At 68.4% G+C, this 15,055-nt stretch carries 9 protein-coding genes; 4 read left to right on the forward strand and 5 right to left on the reverse strand.

Features of this window, described 5'->3' with window-relative positions; all coding sequences use genetic code 11:
* Window positions 1-3,313 (forward strand): type ISP restriction/modification enzyme (locus FOE67_RS28745; protein ID WP_323383935.1); only part of this gene is annotated, 3,313 nt, incomplete at its 5' end.
* Here the strand turns inward: FOE67_RS28745 and FOE67_RS00500 are convergent.
* Together FOE67_RS00500 and FOE67_RS00505 are read right to left on the reverse strand one after the other, a co-directional pair.
* Window positions 3,308-3,727: a hypothetical protein gene (locus tag FOE67_RS00500; protein WP_182659737.1), complete on the reverse strand. Its 420-nt coding sequence runs from the start codon at window positions 3,725-3,727 to the stop codon at window positions 3,308-3,310. The genes FOE67_RS28745 and FOE67_RS00500 overlap by 6 nt on opposite strands.
* Before the next feature lie 138 nt (window positions 3,728-3,865).
* On the reverse strand, window positions 3,866-4,336 hold the full coding sequence (locus FOE67_RS00505) for an ATP-binding protein (RefSeq protein WP_323383937.1): 471 nt from the start codon (window positions 4,334-4,336) through the stop codon (window positions 3,866-3,868).
* 229 nt (window positions 4,337-4,565) lie between these two features.
* On the opposite strand from FOE67_RS00505, the gene FOE67_RS00510 reads away from it, so the two are divergent.
* Both FOE67_RS00510 and FOE67_RS00515 read left to right on the forward strand, forming a co-directional pair.
* The gene (locus tag FOE67_RS00510; protein WP_323383939.1) at window positions 4,566-5,438 is read left to right on the forward strand and encodes a helix-turn-helix domain-containing protein; all 873 of its coding nucleotides are present in this window, start codon (window positions 4,566-4,568) and stop codon (window positions 5,436-5,438) included.
* A complete protein-coding gene (locus FOE67_RS00515; RefSeq protein ID WP_182659740.1) occupies window positions 5,435-5,641 on the forward strand; it encodes a DUF397 domain-containing protein in 207 nt (68 codons plus the stop codon). Before FOE67_RS00510 ends, FOE67_RS00515 begins: the two co-directional genes overlap by 4 nt.
* Before the next feature lie 86 nt (window positions 5,642-5,727).
* On the opposite strand, the gene FOE67_RS30720 is transcribed toward FOE67_RS00515, so the two are convergent.
* On the reverse strand, window positions 5,728-6,663 hold the full coding sequence (locus FOE67_RS30720) for a tyrosine-type recombinase/integrase (RefSeq protein ID WP_438874170.1): 936 nt from the start codon (window positions 6,661-6,663) through the stop codon (window positions 5,728-5,730).
* On the opposite strand from FOE67_RS30720, the gene FOE67_RS00520 reads away from it, so the two are divergent.
* Window positions 6,623-7,627, forward strand: a complete 1,005-nt coding sequence (locus FOE67_RS00520; protein WP_182659741.1) for a type IIL restriction-modification enzyme MmeI — start codon at window positions 6,623-6,625, stop codon at window positions 7,625-7,627. The two genes, FOE67_RS30720 and FOE67_RS00520, sit on opposite strands and share 41 nt — an antisense overlap.
* Before the next feature lie 7 nt (window positions 7,628-7,634).
* On the opposite strand, the gene FOE67_RS00525 is transcribed toward FOE67_RS00520, so the two are convergent.
* On the reverse strand, window positions 7,635-11,780 hold the full coding sequence (locus FOE67_RS00525) for an Eco57I restriction-modification methylase domain-containing protein (protein ID WP_228473411.1): 4,146 nt from the start codon (window positions 11,778-11,780) through the stop codon (window positions 7,635-7,637).
* Window positions 11,777-15,013, reverse strand: a complete 3,237-nt coding sequence (gene drmD / locus FOE67_RS00530; RefSeq protein WP_182659742.1) for a DISARM system SNF2-like helicase DrmD — start codon at window positions 15,011-15,013, stop codon at window positions 11,777-11,779. Before drmD ends, FOE67_RS00525 begins: the two co-directional genes overlap by 4 nt.
* Window positions 15,014-15,055: the final 42 nt, after the last annotated feature.

The raw sequence follows: 15,055 nt of genomic DNA on the forward strand, positions 1-15,055 counted from the left end.
CGATCCGATGACCGACGCACGCCTTCAGTGGCTCCGGGACGCCGTGTCCGTCTTCGGGGCGGAGTGCAAACGGAACCTGACCGGCCCCGGTGACCGCGAGGCGGCCATCCGCACCCCGCTGGAGCAGCTGTTCCACGCGGTGGCCGCGCACCACCGTCTGTCCGGGGTCACCTGGCACCCGGAGACCCGCATCCCCCACCTGCGGGTGCGACCGGACTACGCCGTCCGCGTCGGCGCGGACATCACCGGCTACATCGAGGTCAAGCGGCCCGGGAAGAACATCGACCCCGACTCCTTCACCGGCCACGACAGGAAGCAGTGGGAACGCCTGCGCGACCTGCCCAACCTCCTCTACACCAACGGCACGCACTGGCGCGTCTTCCGCCACGGTGTTCAGCTCGGCGAGGAGGTCGTGCTCCCCGGCCCCCTGAAAAGCGCCGGCGGGAAGCTGGCCGCGAGCGACCCCGCCGCCCTCGACGCGCTGCTTCAGGCGGTCCTGTGCTGGAGTCCCCCGACGATCCGGCGGGTCTCCGTCCTCGTCCAGCACATCGCCCCCCTGTGCCGCCTGTTGCGCGAGGCCGTGCGGGACCAGCTGCGGGCGGAGGCGCGGCTCGGCGACGACGAGGCGAACCCGGGCGACCGCCCCTTCACCGGCCTGCGCGGCGACTGGCGTCGGCTGCTCTTCCCCACCGCCGACGACGCCACCTTCGCCGACGGCTACGCCCAGACCGTCACCTTCGCGCTGTTGCTCGCCCGCACCGAACGCATCCCGCTGCGCGGAACCGGATTCCACGAGATCGGCCGCCTGCTCCACGCCGATCACGCTCTGATGGGCAAGGCGCTCCAGCTGCTCACCGACAACGTCAACGACCGGTTCACGGTGACCCTGGACCTGCTCGCCCGGACCATCGAGGGGGTCGACTGGGAGACCATCCGGAACGGCAACCGGGACGCCTACCTCCACCTGTACGAGTCGTTCCTCTCCGTCTACGACGACCGCCTCCGCCAGCGCAGCGGCTCCTACTACACGCCGCACCAGGTGGTCGAGGAGATGGTCCGCCTCACCGAGGAGGTGCTGCGCACCCGACTGGGGAAGGCACGCGGCTACGGTGACGAGAGCGTGCACATCGTCGATCCCGCGATGGGCACCGGCACCTACCTGCACACCGTCATCGAGCGGGTCGCCCGCCGGGCCGCCGAGCGGTACGGCGACGCCATGGCCCCCGACGCGATCGGTCGCCTCGCCGAGCGCCTTTACGGCTTCGAGCTCCAGATGGGTCCCTTCGCCGTCGCCGAACTGCGGGCCGCCGACCTGCTGCGCAAGCACGGTGCCCGGCTCCCCGCGGAAGGTCTCAAGCTCTACGTCACGGACACCCTCGACGACCCGTACGTCCAGGACGAACAGTTCGCCTCGACCTACGCGGCCCTCTCCAGGTCACGGGCCCGGGCCAACCACGTCAAGGCCAACGTCCCCGTCACCGTGGTCATCTCCAACCCGCCGTACGACGACAAGGCCGAGAACCGCGGGGGCTGGATCGAGAAGCGGGTGAAGGGCCAGGGCCGCCCTCCCCTGGACGACTTCCGGCTCCCGGGGAACGGCCGGTACGAGCACGCGCTCAAGAACATGTACGTCTACTTCTGGCGCTGGGCCACCTGGAAGGTCTTCGACGCCCACGGGGACGACCGGCACGGCGTCGTCTGCTTCATCACCCCGTCCGCCTTCGCCACCGGCCCCGCCGGACGCGGGATGCGCGAGTACCTGCGCAGGACGTGCGACGAGGGGTGGATCATCAACCTCTCTCCCGAGGGGCAGCGCTCGGACGTGGCCACCCGCGTCTTCCCGCACGTGGCGCAGCCGTTGTCGATCTGCGTCTTCGTGCGGCGCGCGGACCACGACGCCCACACCCCGGCCCGCGTCCACTACCGCTCCCTGCACGGCAGGCGGACGGAGAAGTTCGCCCAACTGCGGGAGTTGCGCCTGGACGACGGCGAGTGGCGGGAGACGCACTCCCGGGGCTTCCGCCCCTTCACCCCGGCGTCGCTGTCCGGGTGGGACGACTATCCGGAGTTGAACGACCTGTTCCCCTGGGGGAGTCTCGGCATCACCACCAACAGGGGGTGGGTGAACTCGCCGTCCACCTCGGTTCTGCGGCACCGTTGGGCCCGTCTCCTGGCGGAGGAGGACCCTGAGGTCAAGGCCGTTCTGTTCAAGGAGACGGAGGGACGGCAACTCGATCAGCGGGTGAGTTGCCTGCCGGGACACCCACATCCCGACCGAACCATCATTGGAGAGAGGGACACTCGCCCCCATCTCCTACGCATCGCTCTGCGAAGCTTCGATCGACAATGGCTCATCGCCGACCATCGAGTCATGGACCGGCCCCGGACAAGCCTGTGGGAATCCCTGCAACCCGGCCAGGTCTTTCTCAACCAGCAGAGCAGCCACGTCATTCACAGCGGTCCCGCCCTGGTGGCGACCGCACTGCTGCCCGACACCCATCACTTCAACGGCCGGGGTGGCAGGGTGCATCCGGTTCTCCATCCGGACGGCAGCGGCAACGTCCCCACCGGTCTGCTCCGGCACCTGGCCGGGGTTCTGGGGCTGGAGGAGGTGACGGTGCACGATCTCGCAGCCTACGCCGTGGCCGTCGCCGGGCACAGCGCCTTCACCGAGCAGTTCGCCGAGGAGCTCCTCACCCCCGGCGTCCGGCTGCCGCTCACCCGTGACCCGGGGTTGTGGCGCGAAGCGGTCCGCCTCGGCCGGGAGTTCCTGTGGGCGGTGACTTACGGCGAGGCCGGTGCCCCACCGGAGGAGCCGGCGTCCGACCGGGATGGCGTCGGGTTCCCGGCGGGCGATCCACGGCAGGTGCGGTACACGGCCCCGATCGGCGCGGCCGTCCCCGAGAAGGTGGAGTACGACGAGGAGTCCGGCACGCTGCGCGTGGGGCCGGGCGCCTTCACGGGTGTCCCGCCGGAGGTGTGGGCCTACGAGGTCGGCGGCATGAACGTCGTCAAGAAGTGGTTCGGCTACCGGAAGGCCTCCCCCACCAGCCGCAGGACCAGCCCTCTGGACGACATCCACGTGACGGCCTGGCCGAGCGTGTGGACGGAGGAGCTGATCGAGCTGTTGTCCGTCCTGCGGCGGCTGACCGACCTCGCCCCCGCCCAGCAGGCGCTCACCACGAAGATCGTGGGATCGCCGGTGGTCACCGTCGCCGAGCTGACCTCGGCGGGTGTGCTGCCCCCGCAGCCGGGGGCGGACCGTGCCCGGCGTCGCGTCGTGCTGGACTTCGGCCGGTCGGACGAGTCATGAGGCGTCGCCGCCCGGCCCTCCCGTGCGGACGTGGGCTTCTGCCTGCTCCAGGGTCCAGGTGCCGTCCGCGAGGCACCGCAGGGCATGGGCGGCGAGACGGGGGGCCGCTCCCCGGGAGATGGTGTCGGCGAAGGACACCACCGCGCCCAGGCGTTCGGCCAACCCGTCGCACTCGGCGTCGAGCCTGGTCGCCGCTCCCAACGGGGTGAGCCGGACGGTGCCCCCGTCACCGTCCGGCCGCTCGACCAACCCGGTCCACTTCAGGAACGGCAGGACGTCCCGGACCGCGTCCGGGTCCAGGCCCCGGGCCGTGTAGGACTCCGGCGAGGTGTCGGGGGCCGGGAGGTCACCGAGGTCCAGCTCCCGCAGGAGGTGGTGGTGGAGCGGCGACAACTGATCGCCGGGAAGAAGCATGGCCCCAGTATGGCCCGTACCACCCGCCGCACCCCTCCCGACACCGGGGTATCGGGAGGGGGCGGCACGTGCATATCCGGGGCGCGGAGCCGCCGGTGTCGGCCCGGCCCGCCCGGCGGGAGGCGCGGGGAGAGGTCCTCACCTCTCGCGGCGCACCTCGGCCCAGACGGTTTTCGTCTCCGCGTCACGGGTCTCGCACCCCCAGCGTTCCGCGTGGGCCTCGACCAGGAGCAGGCCACGGCCCGACGACGACTCGAAGTCCGGTGCCCCGTGATCCGCGAGGCGGGAGGGACGGCGCTCGGGACGGGTGTCGGTCACCTCGATCCGGACCACGGGAACGGGCTCGGACAGCAGAAGCAGCCCGAGTCGGAAGTCACGGCCGGGAGGGCTGCCGTGGGCGACGGCGTTGGCGGCCAACTCGGCGGTGACGAGGGCGACAGCCTGAACGGTGTCGGAGGCGTACGGCAGGCCGGTCCACTCCGTGAACTGCTGAACGGCGAGCAGCCGAGCGAGCCGGGCACCACGTCGCGTGCCGCTGAGGCTCAGGCTCAGGTGGTGGGTCGGGGGGTGGGGCGGCCGTGCCCCGTCGGCGGTCTGTTGCGCTGTCACGGTCCCACCGTGGGGGCGGAAACTCCACGCCGGCCAGGTCGAAAAGCCGTACCTCCCCACCACCGTACGGAAGGCCCGGAGCACCGCGAACATGCCGACGCCATCCCTGTACGGGCTTTGTACGGGTCCGGGCCGTGTCCCGGTTCCGATGTACCGCGTTGAACACGTCCCCGGTGGCGTGAGGGTGACACGGGCGGCGGTCGGTGGGGCGCCGCGCAGGCACGGAAGGGTGTGGGATGCGGTGAAGGCGGTACGGGACGAGCGGAACGGGCGCGCGACGAAGGCCAGGGAAGAGGGGACCGAACTGCCGGGAGCGTGGTCGGCGTACGGCAGGTTGCTCCAGCACCTGCGCAAGCGGGCCGGACTCAACCAACAGGAACTCGGCGAGGCCATCGGCTACTCGCTCGAACAGGTCGCCTCCGTCGAACAGGGGCGACGTCCCGCGAAGGCCGCCTTCACCAGGGCGGCGGATCGGGTGCTGGAGGCGGGCGGGGTCCTGGAAGTCCTCCAGGACGAGGTGGACCGCGCCAAACTTCCCCGCTTCTTCCGCAATGTCTCGTTGCTGGAGGCCGAGGCCCTCAGCAGGTTCTCCTACGATCCTCTGCTCATCCCCGGTCTCCTACAGACCGAGACATACGCCCAGGCGTTGCTTGAAGCCCACTTCCCTCCCCTGGATGAGGAGACCATCGAACACCGAGTGGCGGCCCGCCTGGCCCGCCAGGCCTTGTTGACCCGCACGAACCCCACAATCGTCTTCGTGTTCGTCGTGGAGGAAGACGCGCTTCAACGCGTGGTGGGAGACAGCACCGTGATGCGCCCACAGTTGGAGCACATGGTGGAGTGTGCCCGGAGGCGCAACGTCGAGGTCCAGGTCATGCCGGCCACCCGGGGCGCCCACAGCGGCCTCAACGGGCCCATGGTGCTGCTGGAATCGACAGATCGCACACGACACGTCTATGTGGAAGCGCAGGATGTCGTCACCGTCAGGTCCGATCGAGACGAGATCAGCGAGTTCTGGTTGCGGTATGGGATGCTGCGGACACAGGCTCTCAGCACCGAGGAGTCCGCCCGTCTCATCCAGCGCATGGCAGGGGAGCTATGAGCACCGATCGGTACACCACTCATGCGAGCGAACCGACATGGTTCAAGAGCAGCTACAGCGGGACGAGCGGCGGCGACTGCGTCGAGGTGACCGTGGGCCGTAATGTCGTATATGTACGGGACTCCAAGGTCGCGGGCGTCGGGCCGACACTACGGGTCGGCCGGGTGGAATGGTCTGCGTTCGCGGCATACACCGCGAAATAGAGAGGACAGGCACCCCTCGTTTTGCATCACGCAGGAGTAGACCCGTGCCTGATGAAGACGTGCTATTTCCCGATCTCACCCGCCCCTCAGCCACCGCAAGATGCACAAGCGATGACACGACGTTTTCGAGATCGTTTTGCCAGGCTGTCTGGGTCGGCTCCCGGTAGAGCGCTCACCACGGAATGGACTTGATCGTCAGCCACCGCCGCATAACCAGCAGTGGTCGCAGGTGAGGCATGACGCATGAGGCGCTGGGTCAACAGGAGGTCCCGTCCGGACGCTCGATACACAGCTGTGCCGAACCGGTGTCTGAGCTGGTGATACCGCATCCGGATACCGTGCTTGGCCGCAATACCGGCGATGGTGCGCGATATCCGCTCCGGGCTTATTCCATCCCACAGTCGGCCGCCGCCGGACAGGTTCAGCGCACGGACGACGACCGGAGGTATCGGCACTGTGTCAACTCGCCCACCCTTACCCTGTACTCGCAGGATCACCTCTCCCTCGTTGAGTATCGAGATGTCTTCACGCCTGATCTTGGCCGTTTCATGTGCGCGAAGCCCACAGAAGGCCCCCAGTAACACCCAGGCCCGATGAGGTCCTCTGGCACTGGTCATCAACCGTCCCAGCTCCTCTTCCGCTAGAGGATTGGGAGTGGAGCGCGGGGCCGGAGGTTTACGTATGCCGGTCACAAGGTCCACTCCTCTCCATTTACCGAAAGATTGCAGATGGTTCAAGTACGTCCGACGAGACCATGGCTTGAGAGGGCGTGACGCGAAGTAGCTCATTACATGCCGCACCGTCAGTTCCTCAACCCGGACGAGAGCGGCTCTGGCTATGGCACGGATGCAACGGACTCTGGCGCCGATGGTGTTGTTCGAGTATCCGTCAGCACGCTGCGCAGCGATGAACTCAGCAAGAACCATAGAAGAAGAGTGTGCACCCATCACCCGAAGAGAAACTAGTCGTTCATAAATTGACTTGAACTTCTCCACTAGTGCCCTGAAATCCCCCTTGGGCATTCGGCTGGTATCAGGGAAAAGAGGCAAGCGACCGGGGGCCTACATCGGCTCATACGTCCTGGGGAAGGGGTTCATTCTGTCGCCGGAGCAGGCCGAGGACCTGATCCAGCGGGATACCCGCAACAAGGACGTGCTCTTCCCCTACCTCAACGGGGAGGACCTCAACTCGCGGCCGGACTGCTCGGCAAGCCGCTGGGTGATCAACTTTCACGACTGGCCCGAGGAGCGGGCGCGCGAGTACCCGGAAGTATTCGACATCGTCGAACGGTACGTGAAGCCCGAACGCATGAAGAACAACCGCAAGGTATACCGCGACTACTGGTGGCAGTACGCGGAGAAGCGTCCGGCCATGCTCAAAGCTTTGCGAGGACAGGATCGTGTCCTGGCGGTAGCCCTTGTATCGCGCACCGTCATGCCTGTTGCTGTGCCGACCGGTCAGGTCTTTTCACACATGCTCGGAATCTTTGCCACGTCGGAGATGAGCCACCTGGCACTGCTTGACAGTGGTATCCATGGCGCTTGGGTCGAGGCGCAGGCCTCCACCCTGGAAACCAGGATTCGCTACACGCCATCCGACGTGTACGAGACAATGCCTCATCCGGTCGAAGCCACGTCCGCCATGGATTCGAGTGGAATCAGATTGGCGGATTTCCGCAGCCTCGTAATGCAGGATCGCCAGTTGGGCCTGACGAAACTTTACAATTTGATTCACGACCCAAACATCATCGATCTTGACATCACAAGTATTCGAAGATTTCACCGTGAGGTAAATGAGGTAGTAGCCCAAGCGTACGGGTGGGAAGATATTTCACTGGAGCACGACTTCTTCGATACCCGTCAAGGTGTTCGCTTCACTTTCCCCGCGAAAACCAGGATTGAAATCCTAGACAGGCTGCTAGAGCTAAACCACAAGGAAGGAAAATCACAGAAGAGACTTGAAGTGGGCGGTGGAGTACTGTTTTAGAAATTCTTCAAAAAAGTCGAGAAGCTCCAGGTGAGGCCACCTCTGTCAAGTTCATCTCCGTCAAGCGATCCACAACCTCTACACTTACGAATGCCGGCAACCCAAAGCGCTCTCCGTTTCGGGATTGAAAAAATGAGTGACACAACTGTAGGTCATTCCAGCCGTAGCACTGAACCGTGATCACATCAATTTCTTGATGAAGCTCCCTGAGTTGTCTAATGTCAAGATCATTCACGCTACTGTCATGCATTAGGTTGTACAGCTTAGTCAGGCCAATTTGGCGCCCCTTCATGATGGCGCGGCGGTGCAGGTCAAGCTTCTCTCCCACCTTGTTCAGCTCTTCAAATTTGGAGGGAATGGGCATGGTTTCGTAAATATCAGAGGGGGTGTAGCGAAGATCACCCTTTAGGCTAGACCCTCGATAAATCGCCCAGGCCCTATGGATACCACTGTTGAGCAGAGCAAGTGACGAGGGATGGCTTGTTGCAAAAATAACGACCTGCTCGCTTGCCACTTGCCCCGTAGGGATAAAAACGGGCAAACCAGTCTTACTGACGCGTGCTACCGCCAGGACACGATCAAGACTGCGGATCTTGGAATACAAGTCTGACCTACTGCGCTCGTACAACCACCATTTCTGGCGGGCGTTCTTACTGTGCTTAACCTTCATGCGTTCGGGCTTCACGTACCGTTCGACGATGTCGAATACTTCCGGGTACTCGCGCGCCCGCTCCTCGGGCCAGTCGTGAAAGTTGATCACCCAGCGGCTTGCCGAGCAGTCCGGCCGCGAGTTGAGGTCCTCCCCGTTGAGGTAGGGGAAGAGCACGTCCTTGTTGCGGGTATCCCGCTGGATCAGGTCCTCGGCCTGCTCCGGCGACAGAATGAACCCCTTCCCCAGGACGATCGAGCCCTGGAACGATTTCCCTGCGTTTGCTACCAGCCGGTGCGGTCGTCCTGTCACCCTCGACTGTGGGTCCAGGGAGGTCGTGATGCCCCTGACCTGCTCACCATCAAGGATTCGTGCCGCTCCTTCGGCAACTGCCGGCACCGTGGTCCATACAGCGCAGTACTCCAGCGCGGCCGACTTCGAGGGCCATCTCGCGCTCTTGATCGCCCGCCGGATGGTGGACCTCGTTTCCAGTTGGTCGAGCCCTACCTCTCGCGTATCACCTTGGGCCAGGGTGTTGGTGGCAATGAGCCCGGTCTGTCCTCGATGGTTGAGGAGCTGGTGGGCGCGGAGCTCGAAGTAGGCGACGAGGTCGGCGCTACCTCGCTTGCCGTTGGCAAGGTAGTCGACCATGTACTCGCGGTACGCCTCGCCCATCGTGCCGGTGAGCTTCTGGCCGCCGAGGAAGGGCGGGTTACCGATGATCGCGTCAAAGCCTCCGTGTTCGGTGAACACCTCCGGGAAGGCCAGCGGCCAGTGCACCGGACGTCGCTCCAAGCTGCCCTCCGGCAGCTCGGAGGAAAGCCATGCTTGTGCTGTCTCGCGAGCGGTCAGCACCGTGGGGGCGTCAGCGGGCACCTGTTCGTCGATGATCTTCTCGACGATGAGTTCCGCCCGGGGGAAGAGGTCCCTCAGACGCTTGCCCCCGTCCTCGGCGTACCACGGAACCCGTCCCGAGGCACAGGTTGCCAGAGCAGCACCCGCGAGCAGGTCCCCCACGAGACGCAAACGTGCCGAGTGCCGGTTGACTTCCGCCAGCCGCTCCCGCTTCCGTCGCAGGGCGGGAAGGTCGACGCCCTTGACCGAGGTGATGGCCAAACGAAGCTCTTTGAGCTCTCTGGCCTTCAGCTTCAATACCTCCGCACGCTCGTCCACCTGCTGTGTCAACAGGCTGCGCTTCCGGCTCGGTCTGAGGTGCTCCGCACGAATCTGCTCCATGGTGTGCACGCCGAGCAGGGAGTCGCCGCACACCAAGCGGTCGTCCAGGAAGGTGAACGGGCGGCCCGGGTCCATGGAGACCAGCCACAGCGACAGCTTGGCCATCTCCACGGCCATCGGGTTGATGTCCACGCCGTACAGGCAGTGTTCGATGATCTGGCGGCGGGCCTCGACGACCACGGGGTCCTGTTCGGCGTCGGCCGCCGTCACGGCGTCGACGGACCGGCCGGCCCGGTAGGCCGCCGCGTCCGCGCGGCCATCCTTCTCCCACGCCTCGATCAGCCGGTCGGCGAGGTAGCGGCAGGCCGCCACCAGGAACGCCGCCGAGCCCATCGCGATGTCCGCGACCTTCAGGTCGAGGATCTCGTCACGCGACTTCAGCCGCCACTCCCCCTTGTCCGCCGTCCGGAGCGGCCCGGGCTCGTACACCAGGGGCTCCAGGGCGTGCAGGACGACCTCCTCGGCCAGGAAGCGGGGCGTGTAATGGGTGCCCGTGTTCTTCCGCAGCGAGGACTCGGTGACGTACAGGGTGCCGTTGGGGATGACCGTCGGCAGGCCGCGCAGGTCCTCCCGCAGGATGCCGACGAACGGCAGCAGGCGGTCGGTGAGGGCCGGGTCCTTGGTGACGGCGTTGAGCCGGCGTCGGGCCTCGGCCGCGGCCTCGGTGCCGAGCGAGGCGAGGCGCTTCTCCAGTTGTCCGGCGGTGGCCGGGGGCTTGGGGTCCTTCCACTTCTCGTGGATGGACTTCGCCAGCGTCTTCACCGAGCCGCCGGCCTTCGCCGCCAGGGATTCCAGCTCCCGCAGCGGCACCTCGTGTTCGAGGCCCGCCGGGCCGATGAGTCCGACCATGTGCTCGGTGGCCCGGCGTCCGTCGTACGAGAGGAGGCCCTCGTACACGTAGCCGATCTGCTCGACGTCCAGGGCGCGGAAGCTCAGCGTGCGGACCTCGCGCTGTTTGCCCTTGCCGACCCGGACCTCCTGCACGGCGCGGAGCATGTGCAGGACCGTGCGGTCGTCGATGGGCAGCAGCGGGGTGGTGCGCTCCAGCCAGGGGTATGTCTCGGGGTCGAAGATCGAGCCGTCGTAGGCGGGGAGGTGGAAGCCGGAGCCGGGGTGGTCCACTCCCCCGTGCACGGCGTGGAAGAGGGCGATCAGCCGGTGCCACGCCGAGGTGGTGTGCTCCAGCGCCGTCTCGCCCTCCTCGTCCGCGCGGGCCTTGAGTTCGTCGCGCAGGAAGCGGGCGGAGTAGGAGCGGGCGTACACCTCGTTGTCGGCGGGCAGCAGGCCGCGCTCCTCCGCGAAGAGCAGGAAGACCAGGCGCATCATGACCGCGACCGAGCCCCGGTAGACCTCGCCCGCGCCCACTCCGCTCGCGTGCAGGCCGGGGGCGCCGTTCTCCATGGCGCGCGCGTCCGCGCGGCCGATGGCGTCGACGAGGAGTTCCACCGCCTGGCGGACCTGGACGCCCAGGGCCTCGGTGACGTCCTCGCCGGCCGCGAGGCTCTCCTTGAGCAGGCCGACGAGGGTGTCGGCCTCGTCGTATTCGAAGAAGCGGCGGCGGGATAGCAGGGAGGAGAAGGCGCGGACGACGTTGCGTTCCGCCGCCTCGTTCCAGCCGATGGCGTCGAAGACGGCGGTGGTGGTGACGCCGCCGACCGGTGCCCACACCAGGCACCACCAGCGGCCGTCGGTGACCAGGCCCAGGGGCACGCCGTGGTGGCGCAGGAGGCGGGCCAGGCGGTCGGCGGGGGACGCGGTCCACTCGCCGGCGCCACCCGTGCGGGCGGTGGGCACCGTGCCGGTCGGGACCGTGAGGCCGAGCAGCCGCACCCGCTTGGCGGCGGACTCCGCGTCCGGCTCGACGGCGAGGTCCGCGCCGGGCTCGACGAGCGCGAAGTCGGGGCGCACCTCGGTGTCGTGCTCCGGGACGCGCAGGGTCAGGCAGTCCAGGCCGTGGTGCTCGGCGTCGCCCCGGCGAAGGGCCAGGGCGTCCCCCCAGCCCAGCAGTCGGCCCAGGAGGTGGGCGACCCATTCGTCGCGGCCGGCCCTCGGGTCGGTCTGCCAGTCGGCGTGGCGGGCGCGCAGGCGGGCGCGTTCGTCCTTCTCCAGCGGGTCGAGCTGGGGCCAGGCGCGCAGCAGGACGGGCATGGTGAGGAAGGGGCCGGAGACCTCGGTGAGGTCGAGCCACTCCTGGTGCTGGAGGCGACCGTCGACGGCACGGGCCCTCGCGGCGGCCATTCCACGGTTCACGGGACGGCGGGTGCTCATCGGCGGGCCTCCTCGGCGGGGATCACGAAGACGACGGCGGCGGGGAAGAGGTGGGAGCGGGGCTCGCGGTAGCGGGCGGCGATGGCGGCGAGCTCGCGGTCGCGTTCGGCGGGCAGGCCGTCGAGGCGTTCGCGCCACCGTCGGCGGTCGTCCTCGAACTGGCGGCGTTCGTGGCCGGTCAGCTCGTGGGTGGAGACGAGGGCGAGTTGTTCGCCCTCCCCGTCGCCCTCCTCCCTGAGTTTGGCGCGCAGGCTCGCCTCGAAGCGGTCGAGGGTGGCGGTGATGCGGCGTTCCTCCTCGGCCCGGCGGTCGGCGAGGCGGCTCTCCAGTTGGCGGCCGAGTTCGGCGGCGCGGGCCTCCAGGGAGCGGTAGAGGGGGTCGCGGAGCCTCGGCCAGGCACCGGTGAGTTCCCCGCGCAGGTGGGGGGCCGCCTCGGTGCCCGCGGTGAGAGCCCGGGAGAGCACGCGGCCCTGTTCGTTGACCGACTCCCAGCGGCGGAAGCGTCCGGTGTCGCCGAACCAACCGCCCGCGTACAAAACCTCCTCGTGCAGGCGGGTGCCGTCGGTGCCCACCAGGACGTAGCGGGCGTAGGCGGAGACCAGGGTGGTTGTGAGGGCCGGGTCGTCGGAGACGACGGCGGTGACGCGGTGGAGGCCGACGCCGTCGGCGTTCCAGACGGCGGCGGTCAGCAGGCGGGTGGAGAGGGCGACCAGGGGGTGCTTGAGGTGGGCGAGGACGATGTCCTCGCGGCCCCGGGCGGCGACGGCCGGGGAGAAGGTCAGGGGTCGCTGCTCGCCCTCCCGGAGTTTGTGGGCCAGGCCCCGGGTGGCGCGCTCCCAGCTGCCGGAGAGCGGCTGGACCTCGAAGAGGTCGCCCGGCTCGAAGTCCTCGGCGCGGAAGGTGGAGGGCAGGAGGGGCGGCTGGTGGTCCAGCTCCAGGGCGGTGTCCACGACCCGCTTGACGTTGGCGGGGGTGAGGCCGAGGACGGTCACCGTCTCCCCGTACTGGTCGGCGAGCCGCTTGGTCTGCGCGGTGACGTTCTGGTCGGGCGCCACCTCGCCGCCGGTGCGGCGGCCCCTGATCGTCCTGGGGCGGGCGTTGTCGATGTCGACGGGTGTGGTGTCGCCGGTCATGCGGCGCTGCACGGCGTCGGCGAGGACGGCGTTGACGGAGCCGAGGTCGTGCTCCATGCGGGCGACCTTCCGGGCGACGCGGGAGAGGAACTCCAGGTCGGCCTCGTAGGAGCCGGCTTGTGCCCGCTCCCAGCCGGAGCCGATGAAGTGGGTGATCTCCGGGTCCTCCGTCTGGCCCCAGCGGTCGACGCGGCCGATGCGCTGTTCGAGTTTGTTGGGGTTGAAGGGGATGTCGTAGTTGATCAGGCGGTGGCAGTGGTTCTGCAGGTCGATGCCCTCGCCGGCGGCGTCGGTGGCCAGCAGGACGCGGACCCTGCCCTCGGGGCGGGAGGGGTCGGTCTGGAAGCCGAGGCGGACGCGTTCGCGTTCCTCGGCGGACAGGCCGCCGTGCAGGAGCTCGACCCGGCCGCCGTCGGTGAGCCTCTCCTGCCGCAGGAGGTCGTGGAGCCACTCCTGGGTGTCGCGGTACTCGGTGAAGACGACGACCCGTTCGTTGGTCCAGTGGCCGCCGTCGGAGGTGCGGCAGACGGCCTTGAGCAGGCCGATGAGGGCGGCTGCCTTGGAGTCGGGGGCGGCCTCGTGGGTGAGGGCCCAGCGCTCCATGTCGCGCAGCAGGTCGAGTTCGCGGCCGTCCTCGGCGGGGGTGAGGGAGGTGGAGCGGGTGAGCGCGTCGTCCTCGGCCTCGGCCAGGCCGGTGTCGTCGAGGTCGGCCACCAGGTCGGCGAACTCCTCCAGCCACTCGGGGACCTCGTCGGCCGCCGCGTGGCCCCGGCCGGGGGCGGTGTCCTCCAGGTGGGAGAGGTAGACCCGGACGGTGTGCAGGAACGCCGCCGGGGAGGAGAACAGACGCTTCTTCAGCAGCAGGGTCACCAGGTCGGTGGCCCGGCGCCCGCCCCGGGCCCTCGGGGCCAGTTTCGCGCGGCGCAGTTCGGCGAACTCGCCGAGCAGGCGGTGGATCTCCCGCTCCCGCGGGGTGTAGTCGACGGGGTGTTCCAGCGTCCGGCGGGTGTGGAAGCGGGGCGTGCCGTCGGCCCGGGTGACCGCGGATTTCAGGCGGCGCACGACGGTGTCCCGCAGGGCCTCCCGGTCGGGGTCGACGCCGCGGGCGAAGCGCTGGTCGTCGATGAGTTCGAGGAGGGCGGTGTAGGACTCGGGGTAGCCGTTGTGCGGGGTGGCGGAGAGGAAGAGGCGGTGCTCGAAGTGCGGGACGAGGCGCCGGATCAGCTTGGTCTGCTGGGAGTCGACCGCGTAGACCTGCTTGGGCGCGGCGGGCGCCACGTGGTGGGCCTCGTCGAGGACGAGGAGGTCGAAGAAGCGCTTGTGCTCGCCGTCGCCGCTCCCGCCGGGGGTGTCGATGACCTCGTCGAGGAGACGCTGGGCCTTCCGGCCGCGCAGCCAGGGCAGGGAGACGATGGTGAGCGGGTGGACGCGGAAGGGGTTGGCCGCCGTGCCGTGGGTGCGGCGCAGGCGGGCGCAGTGCTCGGAGTCCACGATGGTGAACTCCAGGCCGAACTTCTCGGCCATCTCGTCGCGCCATTTGAGGGTGAGGCCGGCGGGGCAGACCACCATGGCGCGCCGGGCCCGGCCGCGCAGCACGAGTTCCTGGACGACGAGGCCGGCCTCGATGGTCTTGCCGAGGCCCACGTCGTCGGCGAGGAGGAGGTTGACGCGGGGCGCGCCGACGGCGCGGGAGACCGGCTCCAGCTGGTAGGGCTCGACCGCGACGCCGGAGCGGAAGGGGGCCTGGAGGGTCCTGGTGTCGGCCGAGGCGACGGCGGACCAGCGGACGGCGTCCAGGAAGGCGGCGAGGCGGGCCGGGGGGTCGTAGGCGCCGGTGGAGGCGTCCGGGAGGGAACCGGCGGGCAGGACGCGGCGGCCGGGTTCGACCTCCCAGATGACGGAGAGGGTGTCCCCGAAGCGGCCGTCGGCGACGGATTGGAGGTGTACGAGGGTGGCGGTTCGGGACGCGCCGTCACGGGGCGGGGAGGGCTCGGCCCGGGCCACCACCCAGGACTGGCCGCGCACCTCGACGAGGTCCCCCTCCCGGGGGAGGCGCTCCGACTCGGTGCGCACGGTTTCCCGTTGGGCTGTCGGCGTCATGGGTACTGTTCCCCCTCGGTGTGGCCTGCGGTCCGCGGGCGG

This window comes from Streptomyces calidiresistens (assembly GCF_014141525.1).
Classification (GTDB): domain Bacteria; phylum Actinomycetota; class Actinomycetes; order Streptomycetales; family Streptomycetaceae; genus Streptomyces; species Streptomyces calidiresistens.